Source organism: Kitasatospora sp. NPDC127111 (assembly GCF_042677465.1).
In the GTDB taxonomy this organism is placed as follows: domain Bacteria; phylum Actinomycetota; class Actinomycetes; order Streptomycetales; family Streptomycetaceae; genus Kitasatospora.
The window spans coordinates 40,466-59,552 of record NZ_JBHXTG010000061.1; the positions used below are offsets into that span (position 1 = coordinate 40,466).

Below are 19,087 nucleotides of genomic sequence, written 5' to 3' on the forward strand. Positions count from 1 at the left end.
CGGTGCCGTTACCCGCCTCCGTCATGGTGCCCCCGCCGCGACGGGTACAACCGGCCGGCGGCTCCGGTGCGGTCGGCCTGGCCCGTGGCATCCCCGGGGCGTGCGTGCCGTGGCCGGCGCCCCCGGTGTACTACTGCGCCCCCTATCGCGGATGAGGTGCGGCGGGCAGGATGGCGGCGTTGTTGTCCGGTGCACGGTGAGGGGGTTGGGATGGGGAAGCACGAGAAGCCGCCCGCGGATCCGGGCCAGGGGAGTCCGCCGCCGGGGAACGCCGACGGGAAGGTCCCGACCCCGCCGCCGAGCGACCCGAAGCACAAGAAGTGACCGGGCTGGCCCTGCGGCGGGCGCGCCTGGAGGAGGCGATGGCCGCGCGCGGGGCCTGGCCGGAGCGGTCGCCGTGGCTGCGGGAGGCGGTGGCGGCGCTGCCGCGCGACCTGTTCGCGCCGGACCGGCTGCTGCGGTGGGACGGGCAGGCCTACGTACCGGTGGACAGGTCGGTGGACCCGGACGGTTGGGCGCGGGAGTTGTACGACGACCAGGACGCGGCCGCGGTCACGCAGGTGACGGGTGGGCTGCCGTCCTCCAGCCTGTCCGCGCAGGGCGTGGTGGTCGACATGCTCGACTCCCTGCTGCTGGAGCCCGCGCACCGGGTGTGGGACGTCGGCACCGGACAGGGCTGGAACGCGGCTCTCGCGGCGTGGCGGGCCGGACCCGGCCGGGTGGTGTCCACCGAGCTGGACGAAGGCCTCGCCGGCTTCGCGCGCGAGCGGCTCGCGGCCGTCGGCCTGGACGTGGACGTCCGGGTCGGGGACGCCACCACCAGCGTGCCGGCGGAGCCGGTGGACCGGTTGATCGCGACGTACGCGGTCGAGCGGGTGCCGTGGAGGTGGGTGGAAGCGGTCCGGCCGGGCGGTCGGCTCGTCGTCCCCTGGGGGCGCCTCGGGCACGTCGCCCTGGACGTCGCCACCGACGGGCGCAGTGCGACGGGCTGGATCCAGGGTCTGGCCCAGTTCATGGCCGACCGCACCACCGGGCTGGTGCCGGTGGCCGGTTGGGCGGGTTACGCGGCGGTGCGCGGCGAGGGCCCGGCCGACAGCGAGAACACGGTGGAGCGGGACCTCGCGCCGCTGGCCGCCGACTGGAACCTGCGCTTCGCGCTGCGGGTGGCGCTGCCGGACGTGCAGGTGGTCACCGGGGCGGACGAGGACGGGGTCTCGACGTGGCTGTACGACGGCGCCCGGTCGTGGGCGGCGTTGTCGGCGGTCGGCGGCGGGAAGCTGGAGGTGTTCCAGGGCGGGCCCCGGCGCCTCGCCGACGACCTGCTCGCCGCGTGGGCGCGGTGGGAGGAGCTCGGTCGGCCGGGCCCGTACGACTACGGCATGACGGTGCGTCCGGACGGCCAGTTCGTGTGGCTGCACGATCCGGTGGACGGTCCGCGCTGGCCGACGGCCGGGGGCGTAGCCCCAGCCGTAGCCGTCAGGGCGGCTCGTTGACCTGAGCAGGGTCCGTGGCCGGGTCCGGGTCCGTGAAGGGCGGCGCCGGGCCGCTTCGGGGCGGGGTGGCGCCCGGTGTCAGCCGTCGGTGCGCTCGTTGGCGGCCGTGGTACGCCCGTTGTCCGAGGCTGCCGGCAGCATCACCCACCGTGAACGTCATCCGTACCACCCCGCCTCGGCCGCTCGACGTCACCGCGCCCGCGCCCCAGGGGCCGGCGCGTTCAGGCCCGTAGGTTCAGGGTGGTCGCGCGGCGGCGAAGCGATCGGGGGGTGCCTGAGGCCCGGCGCGTCGCCGGCCCGGCGCGTCGCCGGCCCGACGGCCGCGATGCCCGCCGGCGGGTACATCCGGCACGCGGTGACGGGCCTGCGCTGACGGGCCTGCACTCCCCCACCGCTCGGGCGTGACTCATGCCCGCGCGACGACACACGGTGCCGGCGTCCGGGGCAGGTCAGGCGGGAGTGATCGGTTCCGCCAGGGTGAGTTCCACCCAGCGGCTCATCTCCTGGACGTGACTGCCCGTGGCTGTTGCCTCCGCGACGGCCGCGACGGCCTCGGGGGCCGGCTCGCCACCACGGAAGAGCAGGGCCAGCGGCCAGGACGGAGTGCTCGGCTGCCCGCCGTCGAACGCGTGCCACCGCCAGGGAGGGTCGAACCTCCATGCGCGCCCGTCGTGGTCGACGACCTCGTCGCCGGTTTCCAGGAACGCGAAAGGACGGAAGATCAGGTCGAGCTGGATCGGCTCGCCGCCGACCGGGTCGATCTCGTACCCCTGCTCCTCGATCCCGGCGTCATAGGTCTCGCCCTGCCGCAGGACGTGGACGTAGGTCGCCGGTCGTGGCAGCCACCCCGTCACCAGGGGCGGGTCGAAATGGTCGACCGCCAGGACGTGCACCACGGTTGGAGGCATCCCCACCAGGCACCGGTCGCCTGCCTTCAGGGTGTCTTCCGCCGGCCTCGTTCGGAAGTACGCGTTCTCCCAGCCGTGGCCCGCGGGCGTCGGCAGGGCTACTTGGCCGTTCCACTCGATCCCGTTCGCCGCCGTGTCGATCTCCCACCACGGCCAGCGCAAGGCGACGTGGCACCGAGAAACCCCGGTGACCACGACCTCGGTGAACGGGCACTCCAGCCTCAAGACGTCACCCGGCCGGTACCGAGTGCCCTCGTCGCCGGCGTTGCGAGCGTCGGCCCCGGCTGCTTCGACCTGATTGTCCACGGCGCCTCCCTGAGTTCGGGAAAAGATCATCACAGAGTCGGGAGGCGATCTTCAACGGGCTGGAAGGCCGCCGGCCGGCACCTCACGTGAACTCCCCGGGGTGGAATGACGGATGAGGTCGGCCGCCAATCGTCAGCCGGGGAGGGCGAAGTAGCACGTGTCCGCCTCGCTGCGGTCCAGCCGGATGTCGCTGCGGAGGATGGCGCGAGCATCCCGTCCGCGGTGCGTGGCCCGACGACGCCGTCGACCTCGATCCTCGCATGGAGGGCCTGGTTGAGTTTCACCTGGATTTGCTCGATCGCGTAGGCGGTTTGCGGGCCGAACGCGCCATCCACCTCGATCGGTGGATCCGCGATGTACCGGTGGTTGAACTTCTGCACGCAGACCACCGAGTCGGTGTGATTGGGGTAGCCAGAGCCCACGGAGGGATCGCCCGGGTACGCCTCGGCGATGCCCGACAGGCCCATCATCGCGATCGACGTGGCCACCGCGATCATCCTGGGCGGATCGTACCGCTCGCGCGCGCACGGCGGCCGCCCGTCCCTGCGATCCACTCCGGGGCGCCTGCGGCATCTCCCGCCACTGCCCGCCCGTTCCGGAATCACCGGATCACGCCCTCGAACTGTCGCCGCGGCCGCTCCGGGTACGAGCCGCATTCCCCGGCTGGCAGGAATAGGTCAATGAATTCCAATCCCAATGGGACAATTGGCTCGTTTCATGCGGGGCGACTTACCGAATCAGCCCCCGCCGCGAAGGCTGAATCCCGCAGATTGACCACAAATCCGACACCCTGCCGAACGCGGCTCTCATTGGCACCGACGGTCGTGCGTCTGTCGGGCATTCCCATCGATTGCTACAGTCCCTGCTTGCAGTTCGCAGTCACATTGCGCGTGCCGACTCCCGCACCATCCATCAGGAAAAGTGGAGAACAGCCATGATTTCGCTTCCTCGCCGCATCGCCGCCGTCACCCTCACCACGGCAGCCCTGCTCGGCCTCGCAGGTGCCGTCACCGACGCGTCGGCCACCACGATCAGGTACTTCAAGGCTTACGGCGTCAACCCGGTCTACGCCTCCAACCACGCCTGGGCCGCAGCACACGCCGCGGGGTACACCGACGCCCAGTGCGACTCGGAGAGCGACGTGATCGCGCCCGGCTACTGGCAGGTCATCGTCACCTGCGTCAGCTGACCGGACACCACGTGCCCAGCCCGGCGGCGCAACCCACAGCCGCCGGGTGCACGCCGCCGCAATCCCGGTCCGGCTCCTGACCGAACAGGGGCCGGATCCGTCCAGGCAGGTCGGCGACCCGGTCGCGCGCCGGCTCGGCCTGGTGGGGCGGCCATGGAGCCGGCCACCAGCGCCGGACGGGGTGCCGTCCTGTCCGGGCCAGAGCCGATGGCCGGTCGGTACTTCGGGGACGCACCGCCTTGAGCGCGGCCCCTTGATCTCGCATCACCGAACGGGTTCGTACGCTCATCCGCGCCAGCACGTCAGGATCCCTGCTTGAACGGCCGACCGACCCCTTCGGCGAGGAACTCGCGGGCGCCGCGGAGCCTGGTGCGGAGCCGGCTCTGGGTGGCGCGGCTGTCGAGGCGGACGTCGAGGGCGCCGGGGTGCGCGCTGTCGGCTCGCGGGAGACGGCGCGGGTCGTGGTGGGCGTGCCCGCCCGCGGGCTCAGGGGGATGGTTCCTCCACGGTGACGGCCACCATGCCGTGCAGAGCGGACCCGTCCTCGCGGGCCCGCTCCAGCCGCTGGGCGACCACGTCCACGCGCTCGGGCGCCGGCAGCGTCATCACATCGGCGGGCCAGGTGCCAGGCGGCACCAGGATGACGATCGCTCCACCGCGCCCCACCGCGGCCGACATCCAACGCGACGACACCGTGGGGGACGAGGCCGGCACCCAGGCGTCCCGCCCGCCCACCAGTACCAACCGCGCCAAGCGCCGGCCGGCGATCTCGAGGACTCCGCTCGTCACCGGCGGCTCCCCCACCGCGAGAACGAAGCCGCTCTCCACCGCGTCGACCATCAACCGGTCGTGCAGTTGCGCACCGACCTCCAGGATCAGCTCCGCGAACGGCTGCCCCTGCCGGGCCGTGCGCACCGCCAACGCCCACAGCATCGGGGCGGTCGCCCCGGGTCCCCTCGTCTCATCGGCCACACCCGCTCAACGAGCCGCCCGCGAGAAGCACACGGCCACCTGGTCCGATCAGGCGCTGTCACCTTCCGGTCCCGGTGCCGCCCGGCCCCGGGGCCGGCGCCGGGGCCCGTAGGGGGCGCGTCCTCCGGCGCCGGCGCAAGGGATTCCCCAGGGCTCGCCCTCGGACGCGGTGGTCAGGCGACGAGCAGGCGGAGGCCGAGCTCGGCCGCGTCGAGGGCGACGAGGTCGCGGTTGCGCTCGGCCCAGCGGCCCGAGGCGAGGTCGGCGCGGAGCAGGTCCACCGCCCGCCGCTCGGCCTGCGGGCCGACCCTGGTCCACACGGACACCGCGCGGCGCACGTGTTCGTCCAGGTACGCCTCGGGCCGGCGCCAGTGGGCCTCGAAGAAGCCGTCGGCGCAGTCCCACGGTATGAGCACCGGCTCCGCGCGGCCCCCGATCGCACGGGTCATGTCGGCCAGGGACGGCCAGTCGGCGAGAAGGCCGGCGAATTCGGGGAGGTAGTCGCGGGTGAGCCAGAACCGCTGGAGCCAGCCGGTCGTACTGGCGTCGTACGTGAACACCACCACGCGCCGGGCCACCCGCCGCATCTCGCGCAGTCCGGCGATCGGGTCCGGCCAGTGGTGCACCGTGCTGACCGCCATCGCGGCGTCGAAGGACTGGTCGGCGAACGGCAGGCGCTCCGCACTGGCGGCCACACACGGCGCCGCACCCGCGGGACGCTGCGCCCGCATCACCGCCGACGGCTCCACCGCCGTGACTTCCCGGTCCGGGGGTTCGTAGGAGCCGGTGCCGGCCCCGACGTTCAGCACCGTCCGCGCGTCCCCGAGCGCCTCCCAGATCCTCGCGGCGATCCGTGGCTCGGTGCGCCGGGTCGCCGGGTAGGCGGACCCGATCGCTTCGTACAACTGCGCGCCGAACGCCTTCAGCTGGTCCTCCGGCGTCGTCCTGACTCCCATGGCCCGTTCCTCCAGTTCCTTGTCGATGGCCGTCACCATGACGGCGGTGCGGTCCCGCTGTTCCACCAGCAGGTCGCGCAGCCGGTGCAGGCGCGCGACCGCGTCGGTGGCCGGGTCGTCCACGAGATCCGCGATCTCGCGCAATCCGAAGCCCAGCCGCCGGAAGGCGAGCACCTCCCGCAGGCGCTCCACGTCGCCCGCCGAGTAGGCCCGGTATCCGGCGCCGGTCCGCGCGGACGGCTGGACGAGGCCGATCTCGTCATAGTGGTGCAGGGTGCGGACGCTCACGGCGGCCAACTCGGCCACACGTCCAACGGTCAGGTGCTCGTGCTCTTCCACACCGGCGACTATGCGGCATCACGCCGCGTGAGGGTCAAGCGCTTCACTCGTGGCGGCGCGGTACGGCCGGCTATGAGGCCGGGCTCCGTGTCCCCCACCGCTCCCACTGCGTGCCGACGCGTTGGACCGGCCTTCCGGCACCGACACGCACCGGCCGGAACCGGCCGCACCGGCCGAACCGGCCGAACCGGCCGAACCGGCCGAACGGGCCAAACCAGCCGACCTCGACGACTCGCGGGTAGGGGTCGATCAACTTCCACCGGCCATCGGTGAGTTGCCCGCGTGCCGTGACCAGCCGTTCCACCGCGTCCCGCCCCCGGATGAGGGCAGCACCCGAAGGCTGGTCACCACCTCACACCGGAACCCGGTTGACATCGTGGCGCAGCATGCACCACGGTGAGGCCGCCAGGCCGACCGGTAAGCGGTCTTGACGGCCCGGCAGGACACCGGTTGTCGGCGATCGCCGGGTCCGGAGCAAATGGCGGAGTGCGGGGCGGGTTGCGCGGGGCGGGTTACGCGGGGCGCGCGGCCGGGAGAAGGACATGATCATGGATGCCGACAAGACCGAGAGACTGCCCGGAGAAGGGCGGCCGCGCACGGTCGGGAACGGTCGCTACGTGCTGGAGGCGGCGCTCGGCGAGGGGGGAATGGCCTCCGTCCACCGCGCCCACGACACGGTACTGGACCGCACCGTCGCGGTGAAGACCCTGCACGTCGACCTGGCCCGCGATCCGGCCTTCCGCGAGCGGTTCCGCAGGGAGGCGAAGGCAGTCGCCGGGCTCAACCACACCAACATCGTCGCCGTCCACGACTTCGGCGAGGAGACGGACGACGCCGATGGCGGCGGAGTCGCGCAGTACATCGTCATGGAGTACGTCCAGGGACGCTCGCTTCGGGAGCAGGTCAGGGATCGTGCCGGGGCAGACGGTGCGACGGCGCTGAGCATGACGGCCGCCGTGCTCGACGCGCTGGCGTACAGCCACGGACGCGGGCTGATCCACCGCGACATCAAGCCCGCCAACGTGATGGTGACCGCCGACGGCGTCGTCAAGGTGATGGACTTCGGCATCGCCCGCGCCCTTCAGTCCGACGCCACCGCGATGACGCAGACCGGCACGGTGCTCGGCACACCGCAGTACCTCTCGCCCGAGCAGGCGCTCGGCAAGCCCGCCGACGCCCGGTCCGACCTCTACTCGGTCGGTTGCATGCTCTTCGAACTCGTCACCGGCACGCTGCCGTTCGACGGCGAGTCGGCGCTGAGCGTCCTCTACCAGCACGTGCAGCAGCCTCCGCCGGCCCCGTCCTCGGTCAATCCGGCGCTCGCTCCGGCCATCGACGCGATCGTGGCCCGCGCGCTGAGCAAGGACCCCGCAGAGCGGTACCAGAGCGCCGAGGCCATGGCCGACGACATCCGGCGGGTCGCGGCCGGCGAGTCGCCGACCCGGCGCATACCCCCGTACGTTCCGCCGACCGTCACGGCCCCCACCTCCACGGCGCCCCCCTTCACGTCCACGGCCCCCACGTCCACGGCGCCCCTCTTCACGACCCCCGGCGTGACGATGTCCTCTCCGGGCATGAACCCGGAGCAGCAGCTCGCCCTGATCCGGCGCAAGAGGCGGGCTCTGCGCGTCTACGGCGCGGTGGTGGCCGTCATGATCCTCGGCATCGCGGCCACGTCCGTCTCCGGCGTGTGGTCCCGGCTCTCGCACCCCTCCTCCTCCCACACGCCCGACCCCCGGGCCACCGGGGCGCTCGCCGGCTGCGACCCCGTGCCCTTCGACGGGAAGATCTCCCCTCCGACCTTCCGGGGCATGTCGCCCGCCGAGGCGCACAGCTGCGCCGAGATCGCGGGACTGAAGCTGCAGGAGAACACGACCAAGGGCAACAAGTCCGACAAGGACACCGTGGTGCGGCAGGAACCGGAGTCCCAGGAGGTGAAGACCGGTAGCACCGTCACCGTCTGGATCTCGGCCGGCGGCGACCCCCGGGCCACGGGCGACCTCGCCGCCTGCGAGGTGCAGGAGACGCACGGCAAGGTCTACAACCCCCGGTTCACGGGCAAGACCGCGGCCAAGGCGCGCGTCTGCGCGGAGATCGCCGGTCTGAAGCTGGAGGAGGCCGGGACCATCCAGGACGCGAGCACGCCCAGCGGACAGGTCGCGAAACAGCAACCGGGCCCGACGGAGATCCAGGCGGGCAGCACCGTCAAGGTGTGGATCTCGACCGGCGGCGATCCCCGGGCCACGGGCAAGCTGGTCACCTGCGACGCGTACGCGACCAGCGACGAGCCGTACGCCCCGAACCTCACGTACATGGCCGTCACCGACGCGCGCGCCTGTGCGGAGATCGCCCACGTGAAGCTGGAGGAGCACACCGTCCCTGACGAGCTGTGGGAGAAGGGGAAGGTCGTCAAGCAGGAACCGGAGGGCGGCACCCGCATCGATCCGGGCAGCACCGTGAAGGTCTGGGTCTCCTCCGGCAAGCCGTGAGAGCCGAGGTGTGCCAGCGCGGCCACCGGCGCTCCGAGCGGGCTCCGGCGGCGGGCCCCCGGCGGCGGGCCCCGGCGGTGAGCGCCCGGCCGTGGCAACCCCCCGGCTGGCCCGCGGGGCACGGCGCCGCCGCCCGCGTCGGGCGGCTTCTGGCGATCTACTACGCTGTGCCGCCGGACCGGTTCGAGCGCGGCAGCGCCGGGCGGTCACGGAGCCGGCCGTGCTGCCACCGGGCAGGACGCCGGCGAGGAGAACACAGACGAAGAACAGGGGGACGGCTGTGGCGGGGTACACGGTCAAGCCGGATGAGTTGGACGGCGCCGGCAAGGCGGGGAAGGAGGTCGCCGGGCAGATGCGCGGGGAGAACCCGGCGTCCACGCGGGAGCACTATTCGGACCCGAAGAGTGGGGACGCCCCGAGCAACGGCTTGTACGGCTGGAAGATCGGGGACGCCGCCGACCGCTGCTGGGACGTCTGGCACACCCACCTGGACCGGCTGGCCGGCCAGCTCGATTCCGCGGCCGGCAACCTCATCACCACCGCCGCGAACTACCGCAAGGCCGAGCAGACCGGCACCCTGCGGCTCGACGGCACGGCCGGGGGTGCGCAGTGAGCGAGGACGTGTACTGGAACAAGCTGCGCTACGCCGACGCGGGCCATCTGCACGCCGCCGCCGAGCGGTGGGAGGCCGTCGCGAAGAAGCTCACCCAGCACGCCGCCGACTGGCGGATCAAGACGCAGCAGCGGGTGCTCAACTCCGGCTGGACCGGTGAGGCGGCCAGCGCCGCCGAGGGCCAGCTGGAGAGCCTGGAAGGCCAGTTGAGGAACTGCCAGCAGGAGCTCGAGAGCATCCACCTCCAGTTCCGCGACGCCGCCGACGAACTCCTGCTCCTGAAGGCCGACCAGGACGCGCTGAAGCACGAGTGCGAGGCCGCGGGCTACTGGCTGTTCGAGCCGGACCACGCGCTGCCGCAGGTCCGCATCAAGATGGAGGACGACGCCAGCGGCGCCCCGGGCATGGTCGGCAACGACCCGGAGTTCCAGAAGCAGCTGAGCGCCCTGAAGGCCAAGCGCCCGGAGATCGAGCAGAGGATCAGGGACTTCGACCAGCGGATCCAGAGCTTCGACGAACGCTGGGCGGGCAGCATCAACCACCTCGCCGACGTCGGCCAGAAGGACACGGTGGACGACCAGACCGCCGCCGACGACCTCTCCCACAGCCAGTGGAACAGCGTCCTCCCGGACGACATCCAGAAGAACAAGGACCCGAAGGCCGCCGCGGCCTGGTGGAACTCGCTGCCCGAGGGCACCCGCCAGCAACTGCTCCACGACTACCCGGGCACGATCGGCAACACCGACGGGATCCCCGCCCAGGACCGGGACGCGGCGAACCGGCTCTACCTCCCCCAGCTGCGCGACCAGATGGCCACGCAGCTGGCCGGCGGCCACCCCGACCCCGGAGTGACGCAGACCAAGCTGGAAGCACTGAACGCGCTGCAGAAGCAGCTCGACACCCCGACCAACCCGCCGATGCTGCTCCTCGGGGTGGGCGGCAACGGTCCGATCGTGTCGTACGGGAACCCGGACAAGGCCACGAACATCGCCAGCTACGTCCCGGCCAAGGGCGGCCTGGACGAGACCTTCGTCAACGGCGACCTCGGCTACGGCCGCCAGCTCGCGGTGGCCGCCCACCAGGCCGACCCGCAGGCGTCCACCGCCACCGTGGTCTGGATGAACTACGACGCGCCGCCCCGGGTGGCCGGCACCTCGATCACGATGACCGGCGGATCCGGCGGGGGCGACGACGGCAGCCAGACCTTCGGCCAGTTCCAGAACGGACTGAAGATCACCCACGACGGCCGGCAGCCCAACCTCACGGCCATCGGCACCGGCAACCACAGCGGCACGCTGATGGGCGCCACCCAGGCCGGCGACTGGACCGGCAACACCGTGGTGACCGGTGACAGCGGCTGGACGGAGGACATGGACGTGAAGAACGTGGCGCTGCGCACCGGCGCCGACGCCGACCTCGGCGACCCCGCCACCCTCAAGGCCACCGCCAACGTGGTCACCGGGCACGGCGACCGCAACAAGCCGATGGCGCCGAGATGAGCGGCGGATGGACCGGGCCCGGGTCGGACGGGCAGACGGCGGACCAGGCCCGGCACCAGGCCCACGTCCAGGACCAGTCCCAGGACCAGGACCAGGACCAGGCCGGCGCGGCGAACCACTGCGAAGCCCTGCTCCAGCACACCCTGGACGCGATCCGGCCCCCGCTGACCTGGCAGCCCGGCGTCCCCACCGCGGGCCGGACGCTGCCGCCCGGCGACGCGGCACCCGACGATCCCGCCTGCTGGTACGTCAGCCGCAACCGCAACATCCTGACGGTGGTCTCGCCCGCCCGGCGCGGCGCCCTGCTCGGTGTGGTCGAGCGGCACTGGCGGCGCAGCGGACACCTCATCACCTCGGTCAACGCCGACCACCTGATGCCCGGCCTCTACGCCACCACCGCCCACGGCTACCGGCTGGGCCTGGACTTCGGCACCGTGGGCAACGCCTACCTGACGGCCACCTCGCCGCCGGTCGCCCGGGCCGAGCGGATCGGCCACCCGCCCGGCACTCCGGGCATCGCCCGCCACCCGGGCGGCCCGGCCGACGTGGCGCCGCGGCCCTCGGCGTTCTGCCCGTTCTGGTCGGCCGGCGACGTCGGCTGACGTGGAGGGGTGGGGGGGGGGGGCGCCCGGGGGGGTGGGAGCGGTGCCGGGGGCCGCGGGATTGCGCCGTGCGGGGGGGGGGGGGGGGGGGGGGGGGGGGGGGGGGGGGGGCCCCCCCCCCCCCCCCCCCACCCCGCACATCGGCCCAGCTCGCCCCGGCCCTGGCCGGCACGTCGGCCCGGCGGCCCGGCGGCCCCTGTCGCGGCGGCCCCGAGTGGTGATCCCGTGCGCCTCCACCCGTTCGTGACCACGGGCCGACCGTGCTCCAGCGCGGCGCCGCAGTGGCGGACGGAGGACGGAAGGCCGGTGCCGCCGACGATCTGCGGCACCACCGGCGTCGCACTCGAGGTCCGTCCGGCCTACGATCCCGGGATGGCTCATCTGTCGATCATCGTGTGTCTGCCCGCTTCGGCCGCGCCGCACGTGGACGAGGCCGTCGCCGAGGCGATGAGACCGTTCCTGACGGAAGGCGAGGGCCCTGTCGAACACTGGATGTGGGACAGCTACCGGATCCGCGCCGGCCTGCCGGTACTGGCCGGCCACGAGAGCGACCCCCGACTGATCACCACCCGCCCGTGGCGGGACGGCACACCGGAGCCCGACGCCCCCGGCCGTACGGCCGGTGCGCCCCGTGGCCTGGTCGACTTCCGCGACGCCCTCCGCGCCGAGGCCGCCGAACACGCGGGCCGGGTCCACGACCGCTGGCAGGACGTGGCCGCCCGCCACCCCGGCGCGGAACCCGAAGAGGCGTTCTACCACCGGCACCTCGCCGCGGGCGGCACCCACGCCACCTACGGGACGTCACGAGAGGCCGCCGCCTACCGGGCCCAACCCGCGCTCCTGGCCTGGGCCAGGGAGGCGCCCGCCCTGGCCCGCCCCGACATCGCGGACCACTTCCGGTTCGCGTGGGCCCCGGTCCACATCAGCGAGCGGACCCGCGAGCAGTACACCGAGGTGTGGGCCGCCAGCGTGGTGCCGAGCCACAACGTGCTCACCCTCGACGGCTGGTGGTACGAGCCGGGAGAGCAGGACCACCCCCTCCACGGCACCTGCGCCAGCCCCGCCGAATGCCACCACCGGCCCGGCACCGGCAAGGGCTGGCCGGGCGTCCTCGCCTACCTCCTCGCCCTCCCCGCCGACACCCTCCTCGTCAACACGCACTGCCACGTATGACCCCCGCCGGGCGCAGCACCACCACGAGGGGCGCCGCCGAGAACCGGGCGGCGCCCGCATGCCGTGCCGGCGGGGCCCGCGCCCCGGCGCCTCACCCCGCCGGGGCGGCCGCCAGGCGGCGCATTGCCATCGGTTCGGCCAGGACGGCGTCCAGGACCTCCACGGCGTGGCGGACGTGGCCGGTGGACAGGTGCGCGTCGAGGGCCCGGTGGCCCGTCCACTCCTCCACCACCGCCATCCGGGCGCCGTCGTTGGGGTCCGCGTACAACCGGTAGGCGAGGCAACCGGGTTCGTCGAGCGACGGTTCGATCAGTGACTCCAACACGGTGCGCAGCCGGTCCTCGTGGCCGGGCAGGGCCCGGCACTCGGCGATGACGACCAGGGACATGACGGGGTTCCTCCGGAAGGGGCGGTCAGGGACGGACGGGGCCGGTGCCGGCCCCGGTGCGGGCGATCGCGGCGGCGATCTCGTCCAGGTCGGCGGCGGTGAGTTCCAGCGCGCCGGCGCCCAGCCAGCCGTCCACCTGGTCGGGACGCCGGGCGCCGACGATGGCCCCGGTGACACCGGGCCAGGCCAGTACCCAGGCGATGGCCGTGGCCGCGACGGTGGCACCGTGCCGGGCGGCGACCGGGCGCAGCGCGTCGGCGAGCGCGAGGTTGGCCGGCAGGCCGGTGGTGAAGTCGGCGTGGTCGCGGCGCCAGTCGTCGGCGGGGAGCGCGGCCGCGCGCGAGGCCGAGAAGGCGCCGGTGAGCAGCCCGGACTGCAGCGGCGAGTAGGCGATCACGCCGGTTCGGTGCGTCGCGGCCCAGGCGATCTCGGCGGCGGCCGAGCGGTTGACGGCGGAGAACGGCGGCTGGAGGGCCTCGACGTGGGCGATCCGTTCGGCGGCCTCCAGCTGCGGGACGGTGTGGTTCGACAGACCGATCGCGCGGACCTTGCCCTCGGCGCGCAGGTCGGCCATGACCTGCCAGTACTCCTCCAGCGGGGTCGCGTCCGCGCCGGAGGCGCCGCTGCCGTCACCGGCGACCTCGATCGAGCCACCGGTGTCGGGCCAGTGCACCTGGTAGAGGTCGATCCGCTCGACGCCGAGTCGGCGCAGCGAGTCCTCCACCTCGCGGCCCACGCTGGCCGGCTTCATGACGCGCCGGGGTGCGGCCTGCGGGTCCTGCGGGTCCCAGACCAGGCCGGCCTTGGTGAACAGGAAGGGGCGTTCGGCTTCCGGGAGGCCGGCGACGGCCCGGCCGACCAACTCCTCGGCGTGGCCGAGGCCGTACACGGCGGCGGTGTCGATCCAGTTGACGCCGCGGGCGACGGCGTGCCGGATGGCGGCGATCGACTCGGCGTCGTCGGTGGCGCCCCAGCCGAACCGCCAGCCGGTGCCGGAGACGGCCCAGGAGCCGAAGCCGACCCGGGTGATGTCCATGCCGGTGGTGCCGAGGGGACGGGTCGGCAGGTGGGTTGCGCTCATGCGGTGGGTGACTCCTCGTCAGGATCTCGGTGCGACGCGAAGGAACGCGCGGGCCCGGGCGGCGTGGGCGCGGTGCGCCGCGGCGGTGGTGCGCCCCGGCGCCGGAAGGGCCGGCCGCCGGGTGGCCCGGTCCGTCCACCACGGTGCCCGCCCGGCCGGGGTGGCGCCCAGTGGCGTGCGGTGCCTGGGCACGGCGTGACCAGGCACGAGGGCACCGGGCCGTGGGAGGGTGTGCCCATGGCTCTCGACCGACGAACGGAACTCGGTGCGTTCCTGCGCTCGCGCCGCGCCCGGCTGCGCCCCGACGACCTGGGGCTGACGCACTACGGCGGGCAGCGCAGGGTTCCCGGACTGCGCCGCGAGGAACTGGCGCGGCTGGCCGGGGTGAGCGTGGACCACTACGTCCGACTGGAACAGGGGCGGACCCTGCACTTCTCCGAGGCCGTACTGGACGCCGTCGCCCGGGCGCTGCGCCTGGACGCGGTCGAGCGCGACCACCTCTACCGCCTCGCCCGGCCCTGGCCGGAGCCGGAGCGGGCGAGCCCGGCGACGAGCCCGCACGGGTCCCCGGGGCCGGCGCCGCAGCCGCAGCCGCAGCGGGTACGGGCCGGGCTGCGGCGGCTGCTGGACTCCACCGCCGACGTCCCCGCGTACGTGGTCGGGCGCAACACCGACGTGCTGGCGTGGAACCGCCTGGCCGCCGCACTGATCACGGACTTCGGCGCGCTGCCGCCCCGGCACCGCAACCTCGCCCGTCTGGTGTTCCTGGACGAGGGGATCCGCGGCCTGTACGCCGACTGGCACGGGAAGGCCGCCGACGTGGCCGCCTACCTACGGCTGGACGCGGGACGCCGCCCGGACGACCCCCGCACCGCCGAGCTGATCGACGAACTGTCCGCCGCCAGCGTGGAGTTCCGCGAGCTGTGGGCGGCCCACGAACTCCGGGACAAGACCCACGGACGCTACGTCTACCACCACCCCGTCGTCGGCGAACTCGATCTCGGCTTCGAGACGCTGCGGCTGCCCGACGACCCCGACCAGGCACTGATCGCCCACACCGTGGAAGAGGGTTCGCCCTCCGACACCGCCCTACGGCTGCTGTCCGCCTGGGCCCACGACAGGGCACCGGACGCCGTGTCATGACCACCGGACGAACGGACCCGTAGTCCCCCGCCGCCCCGCCCGGAGAGCGACCCGACCGGACAGCGGCACCCGACCACGACCACGCGTACGACCACGCGCACGCGCACGTCCGCGAGGCCGTACGCCCCGCGAGCCCCGTGGCCGGATCGCAGCCGGGCGGCGGGGTGGCCCTGGGGAACATCGACCAGGCCATCGCCGCCGCCCGGCAGGACGAGCGTCGTGCGGACCGGCACGCCGCTGCCGGTCAGGAGGAACCCGCGGCCGGGCCGGGCGGCCCCGACGCCTGGTGGGCCGGCTCAACCGGCTCGTCCGGCCTCAACCGGCCTCAACCCGCTCGACCAGTTCGGCCACCAGGCGCGCCTCCGCATCGGAGCGAGTTGCCCGACCAGCGGCTACGGACACAGAACGGGGCTTTCGCATCAGGCGGCGGCGAGGAACCAGGAGCCGAGGCCGTTGCAGCCGGCCGCCCAGTAGGTGGTCGAGCGGAAGCCCGCCGGGATGGGGGATCCGGGGCAGGTGCGCAGGCCGACCCTCGCGATGTTGTGCTGCCAGGCACCGACCCCGTTGCAGCCGTAACCGAGGTAGTTGGTGACGACGTACCCGGGGACGATCGGCGAGCCGCCGCAGGTCCAGATCCCGTCCTTGGCGATGTTGTGCCGCCAGGAGCCGATCCCGTTGCAGCCGTACTTGACGTAGTCGGTGGTGACGTACCCCGGGACGATCGGCGAGCCGCTACAGGTGTACAGCCCGTCCGCGGCCGGCTGCTGGTACCACGAGCCCCAGCCGCTGCAGCCGTTCTTGTCGTAGGCCGTGAGGACCCATCCGTTCGGGATGGCGGCGCCGGCGCAGGACCACTGGCCGACGGCGGTCGGGCGGGTCGGCTGGGCGGCCGCGTTCGACGTGCCCGCGGCGGTGCCCGCGAGGACGAAAGCGGCGATGAGCGCGAGCGCTCCCGTCGTGGCGCCGATGCCGCGGCGGACGACCACGCCGGTCAGGCGCTTCCACAGATGGCGAGGATGCATGTCGGTTCACTCCAGTCCTGGCGGCGGGCACACTCGATGCCCGCTGGTCGGGGGATGGCCGAGCGGTGGAACGGGCCTCACCCTAGTGCGGAGGTCGTGTAGCTGACCGGTGTTCACGCGGTGGAGACCACAGTTTGGCCAGAACATGTCACCAACCCGCCCGGTCGGGCCCCGGTGTCATCCGGGGACGGGGCAGCTCCCCGTCGGGGGCGGGGGATCTCCCCACCTTGCGCCGACCGGCTGCCCGGATGGTCCGGCCGGGCCGGGGCGACCAGGCTGAGGGCAGCCGATTCCCGAGGAAAGGGGCGTTCCCTTGCTGCAGTTGATCCGCCGTCGTACCGCACGGGCCGTTGCCGTCACCGGCCTGGCCGCCGCGCTGGGCGCCACCGCGATGGCCGGCAGTGCCGGTGCGGTGGTCAACGGGACCGACTCCACCGAACGCTACCCGTTCATGGCGTCGATCCCCATGACGGCACCGGAGTTGAACATGACCGACGGTGTCTGTGGCGCCTCCCTGATCGCCCCGCAGTGGGTCGTGACCGCGGCCCACTGCGTCGCGGAGCCCGAGGTGAAGCTCGACGGGATCGTGCGGATCGGCAGCGATCGGCGGCGCTCCGGCGGCACCGTCCGCTCCATCGACCTGACGGTGGTGCACCCGGGGTACCGCAACGGCAACCCCACGGGCCCGAACGTCGACGACATCGCGCTGATCCGCCTCGACCGGCCGGTCTCCCAGCAGCCCGTCCGGGTCGCGAAGGCGGCCGGGCAGCCCGGGACCGACACGCGGATCCTGGGCTTCGGCAGCGTCATCGACGTCACCGACCCGGCCGACGTGAGGTTCGCCGACCGGCTGCAGCAGTTGGAGACCCGCCGGGGCGCCGAGGGCGAGTGCACGCCCGGTTACGCCGGTCCGACCAGGCTCTGCACGGTCAGCCGCGTGCCGCGGGCCATGGCCTGCTTCGGGGACTCCGGCGGCCCGCAGCTCCAGCGGGGCCGGGGCGGGCGCTGGGAGCTGATCGGTGTGACCTCCGGCCCGGGCACCCGCGGCGTCCTCTGTTCGCAGGGCGCCGGACTCTACAGCAACGTGCCCGCCTACGCGGACTGGATCCGCGAGACCATGGCTCGGCCGCGCGCCGAAGGCTAGGGCAGCTCGTAGCGCACCAGCGTACGCGCGAACGGTTCACCCGTCGTTCGCGCGTACGCCATCCGCTCGCGCACCTCGCCGAGGGTGCGCGGACGGTAGCCGGGGCCGCCACAGCAACCCTTGTGGAAGCGGACACCCGCATGCAGAAGCACCGACAGGGTCCGCCAGGCGGCGGTGTCGCGCCTGCGCGGTGCCGCGAAGGCGGAACCCGCGTGGATCAACGGCTCGGCACAGCGCGGGCAGATCCGGTCGTGGTCACCGAGGTGGGGCTGCTTGTAGGAGGCCCGACAGGGCAGGCAGACGTAGGAGGTCTTCGCGTGGGCCATGCCGGCCAGGATAGGGACCCACCGGGGCGGACCGGAACGGGTTCTCCTGGAGCAGTTCCTCGCCCCACGGCCCGATGGCCTCGCCGAACAGGCCCTCGAAGCGGTGACCGGCCAGGGCGGTGGTGCGGGCGAGGGGCGCGAACCGCCCACGGGAGCTCTGCCGCGCGTGATCCGGAACGCATCGGCTTGGCCGCACGGTCGTTGGTCGGTCAGCGCGTGAGACAGCTCACGCCTCCCGCCAGCCGCCGAGGAAGGCTCGGCCGGCGCGGGCCCTTCGCACGAGGAGCCGACCGGTGAGTGACCCCGACCGCTTCAGCCCGCAGCCGCGGGAAGCCGCGCGCGCCGCCCTGAGCGCCGACGCGCTCGACTTCCTCAGAAGGTACGGCCTGCACCCCGACCCCGAGGCGTACCTCGCGCACGGGTACGTGGACCTGTGCCTCCGGGCGTGGCCGACCGCCGGCGGCTCCCCGCTGCGCCTGGCCACGCGGTGGGCGCTGTGGACGTGGACGACCGACGACCTGCTCGACGGAGACCTGTGTTCCGCCCCGCCGGACGCGATCGAGCGGCTGACCGAGTCGCTCCTGGGCGTCGCCGCCGGGAGCGTCCGGCCCGCCCCCGACGACGCGCCCGCCGTCCACGCGCTGGCGGAGCTGATCCGGCAGACCCGCGCGACGATGCCCGAGCACTGGTGGCAGCGTTACCGCGAGCAGCTGGACGCCTGGATCGTCGCGGCGCACGACAAGCTGGTGCACTACGTGCGGCCGGGGCGGACGCCCACGCTGCACGAGTACCTGATGCTCCGTCCCGCCGACGGCGGCATGCTGCTGGCCGCCATGTGGTGCGAACTCGCCGGCCGGTGCATCACACCCGACTGGACCGACCCCGTGGTGCAGGACCTCCTCGACGCCTTCTCCACCTGCGGGATCCTCACGAACGACCTCGCGACGGGCGGCGGCGGCAAGGGCGAGACCTTCAACGCCGTGGCCGCCCGGATGGCCGACGGCGGCCTCTCCGCCGCGCGGGCCCGCCGGGACGTGCGCCGACGACTGGACGCGGAGGAACGGCGCTTCGGGTGGCTGTACTCGGCGGTCAGGCGCGGCTTCCACACCGGTCCGCCGCCTGCCGCCGGCATCGCCACCGGCCCCGCCGGAGACCTGGTCCTGGACACCCGCAGCTTCGCATTACACCTCAACCAGTTCCGCGCGGCCCTCACCACGTGGACGGGAAGCAGCTCGCGCTACCCGGCGACCGCCGTCCCGCGCCCGGCGTCCCACGCCCTGCGCGCCGTCCTGATCCCCCTGGCACGTCGCGCGTGGAGGGCCGTGGGCCCGCGCGGCAGCGCGAGGCCGACCACCCAGTAGCCGGGAGACGCGGTTGGCCAGGAGGCCGGCTTGAGGAGGACGAGGACCTCGTCCTCCCACCGTGCGGACCCGGGGTCCCCGAT

18 protein-coding genes are annotated in these 19,087 nt (G+C 73.6%); 10 read left to right on the forward strand and 8 right to left on the reverse strand.

All coding sequences use genetic code 11. The features are described from left to right. Nucleotides 1-320: 320 nt before the first annotated feature. Entirely contained in the window at nt 321-1,493 is a 1,173-nt protein-coding gene (locus ACFVHB_RS29790) for a methyltransferase domain-containing protein (protein ID WP_380328390.1), read from the forward strand. A 449-nt stretch (nt 1,494-1,942) separates the two neighbouring features. Here ACFVHB_RS29790 and ACFVHB_RS29795 read toward each other — a convergent pair whose 3' ends face one another. Together ACFVHB_RS29795 and ACFVHB_RS29800 are read right to left on the reverse strand one after the other, a co-directional pair. Continuing rightward, a complete protein-coding gene (locus tag ACFVHB_RS29795) occupies nt 1,943-2,707 on the reverse strand; it encodes a hypothetical protein (protein ID WP_380328392.1) in 765 nt (254 codons plus the stop codon). 29 nt (nt 2,708-2,736) lie between these two features. Further along, nucleotides 2,737-3,195: a peptidoglycan-binding domain-containing protein gene (locus ACFVHB_RS29800; RefSeq protein WP_380328393.1), complete on the reverse strand. Its 459-nt coding sequence runs from the start codon at nt 3,193-3,195 to the stop codon at nt 2,737-2,739. Nucleotides 3,196-3,641: 446 nt separating this feature from the next. Here ACFVHB_RS29800 and ACFVHB_RS29805 point away from each other — a divergent pair, with 446 nt between their 5' ends. Next, nucleotides 3,642-3,896: a hypothetical protein gene (locus tag ACFVHB_RS29805; RefSeq protein WP_380328395.1), complete on the forward strand. Its 255-nt coding sequence runs from the start codon at nt 3,642-3,644 to the stop codon at nt 3,894-3,896. Nucleotides 3,897-4,382: 486 nt separating this feature from the next. Here ACFVHB_RS29805 and ACFVHB_RS29810 read toward each other — a convergent pair whose 3' ends face one another. Continuing rightward, entirely contained in the window at nt 4,383-4,817 is a 435-nt protein-coding gene (locus ACFVHB_RS29810; protein ID WP_380328397.1) for a hypothetical protein, read from the reverse strand. A 224-nt stretch (nt 4,818-5,041) separates the two neighbouring features. Then, on the reverse strand, nt 5,042-6,130 hold the full coding sequence (locus ACFVHB_RS29815; protein ID WP_380328424.1) for a methyltransferase domain-containing protein: 1,089 nt from the start codon (nt 6,128-6,130) through the stop codon (nt 5,042-5,044). Between the two features lie 581 nt (nt 6,131-6,711). Here ACFVHB_RS29815 and pknB point away from each other — a divergent pair. The 5 genes from pknB to ACFVHB_RS29840 all read left to right on the forward strand — a co-directional run bounded on the left by pknB (nt 6,712) and on the right by ACFVHB_RS29840 (nt 12,539). Further along, on the forward strand, nt 6,712-8,652 hold the full coding sequence (gene pknB / locus ACFVHB_RS29820) for a Stk1 family PASTA domain-containing Ser/Thr kinase (protein WP_380328399.1): 1,941 nt from the start codon (nt 6,712-6,714) through the stop codon (nt 8,650-8,652). Between the two features lie 280 nt (nt 8,653-8,932). Then, entirely contained in the window at nt 8,933-9,265 is a 333-nt protein-coding gene (locus ACFVHB_RS29825; RefSeq protein ID WP_380328401.1) for a type VII secretion target, read from the forward strand. Then, entirely contained in the window at nt 9,262-10,764 is a 1,503-nt protein-coding gene (locus tag ACFVHB_RS29830) for an alpha/beta hydrolase (RefSeq protein ID WP_380328403.1), read from the forward strand. Before ACFVHB_RS29825 ends, ACFVHB_RS29830 begins: the two co-directional genes overlap by 4 nt. Further along, entirely contained in the window at nt 10,761-11,366 is a 606-nt protein-coding gene (locus tag ACFVHB_RS29835; RefSeq protein ID WP_380328405.1) for a hypothetical protein, read from the forward strand. Before ACFVHB_RS29830 ends, ACFVHB_RS29835 begins: the two co-directional genes overlap by 4 nt. 372 nt (nt 11,367-11,738) lie before the next feature. Then, nucleotides 11,739-12,539, forward strand: coding sequence for a hypothetical protein (locus tag ACFVHB_RS29840; protein ID WP_380328407.1), 801 nt, complete (start codon nt 11,739-11,741; stop codon nt 12,537-12,539). Nucleotides 12,540-12,630: 91 nt separating this feature from the next. On the opposite strand, the gene ACFVHB_RS29845 is transcribed toward ACFVHB_RS29840, so the two are convergent. Together ACFVHB_RS29845 and ACFVHB_RS29850 are read right to left on the reverse strand one after the other, a co-directional pair. Further along, nucleotides 12,631-12,927: a putative quinol monooxygenase gene (locus ACFVHB_RS29845; RefSeq protein WP_380328409.1), complete on the reverse strand. Its 297-nt coding sequence runs from the start codon at nt 12,925-12,927 to the stop codon at nt 12,631-12,633. Nucleotides 12,928-12,952: 25 nt separating this feature from the next. After that, a complete protein-coding gene (locus ACFVHB_RS29850; RefSeq protein WP_380328411.1) occupies nt 12,953-14,008 on the reverse strand; it encodes an aldo/keto reductase in 1,056 nt (351 codons plus the stop codon). 237 nt (nt 14,009-14,245) lie between these two features. Between ACFVHB_RS29850 and ACFVHB_RS29855 the strand changes: the two genes are divergently transcribed. After that, complete coding sequence (locus ACFVHB_RS29855) at nt 14,246-15,151, forward strand: helix-turn-helix transcriptional regulator (protein ID WP_380328413.1); 906 nt, start codon at nt 14,246-14,248, stop codon at nt 15,149-15,151. A gap of 419 nt (nt 15,152-15,570) precedes the next feature. Here the strand turns inward: ACFVHB_RS29855 and ACFVHB_RS29860 are convergent, their stop codons facing one another. Then, on the reverse strand, nt 15,571-16,173 hold the full coding sequence (locus tag ACFVHB_RS29860) for a hypothetical protein (RefSeq protein WP_380328415.1): 603 nt from the start codon (nt 16,171-16,173) through the stop codon (nt 15,571-15,573). A 313-nt stretch (nt 16,174-16,486) separates the two neighbouring features. On the opposite strand from ACFVHB_RS29860, the gene ACFVHB_RS29865 reads away from it, so the two are divergent. Next, nucleotides 16,487-17,317 (forward strand): S1 family peptidase, encoded by an 831-nt coding sequence (locus ACFVHB_RS29865; protein WP_380328417.1) that lies wholly within the window; start codon nt 16,487-16,489, stop codon nt 17,315-17,317. On the opposite strand, the gene ACFVHB_RS29870 is transcribed toward ACFVHB_RS29865, so the two are convergent. Continuing rightward, nucleotides 17,314-17,643 (reverse strand): deoxyxylulose-5-phosphate synthase, encoded by a 330-nt coding sequence (locus ACFVHB_RS29870; RefSeq protein ID WP_380328419.1) that lies wholly within the window; start codon nt 17,641-17,643, stop codon nt 17,314-17,316. The genes ACFVHB_RS29865 and ACFVHB_RS29870 overlap by 4 nt on opposite strands. A 293-nt stretch (nt 17,644-17,936) precedes the next feature. Between ACFVHB_RS29870 and ACFVHB_RS29875 the strand changes: the two genes are divergently transcribed. Next, a complete protein-coding gene (locus tag ACFVHB_RS29875) occupies nt 17,937-19,004 on the forward strand; it encodes a terpene synthase family protein (RefSeq protein WP_380328421.1) in 1,068 nt (355 codons plus the stop codon). Nucleotides 19,005-19,087: the final 83 nt, after the last annotated feature.

Coding starts and splice junctions, on each gene's coding strand:
- ACFVHB_RS29850 (WP_380328411.1), bottom strand. CDS start 14,008: ATGAGCGCAACCCACCTGCCGACCCGTCCCCTCGGCACCACCGGCATG.
- ACFVHB_RS29860 (WP_380328415.1), bottom strand. CDS start 16,173: ATGCATCCTCGCCATCTGTGGAAGCGCCTGACCGGCGTGGTCGTCCGC.
- ACFVHB_RS29835 (WP_380328405.1), top strand. CDS start 10,761: ATGAGCGGCGGATGGACCGGGCCCGGGTCGGACGGGCAGACGGCGGAC.
- ACFVHB_RS29840 (WP_380328407.1), top strand. CDS start 11,739: ATGGCTCATCTGTCGATCATCGTGTGTCTGCCCGCTTCGGCCGCGCCG.
- ACFVHB_RS29870 (WP_380328419.1), bottom strand. CDS start 17,643: ATGGCCCACGCGAAGACCTCCTACGTCTGCCTGCCCTGTCGGGCCTCC.
- ACFVHB_RS29805 (WP_380328395.1), top strand. CDS start 3,642: ATGATTTCGCTTCCTCGCCGCATCGCCGCCGTCACCCTCACCACGGCA.
- pknB (WP_380328399.1), top strand. CDS start 6,712: ATGGATGCCGACAAGACCGAGAGACTGCCCGGAGAAGGGCGGCCGCGC.
- ACFVHB_RS29845 (WP_380328409.1), bottom strand. CDS start 12,927: ATGTCCCTGGTCGTCATCGCCGAGTGCCGGGCCCTGCCCGGCCACGAG.
- ACFVHB_RS29855 (WP_380328413.1), top strand. CDS start 14,246: ATGGCTCTCGACCGACGAACGGAACTCGGTGCGTTCCTGCGCTCGCGC.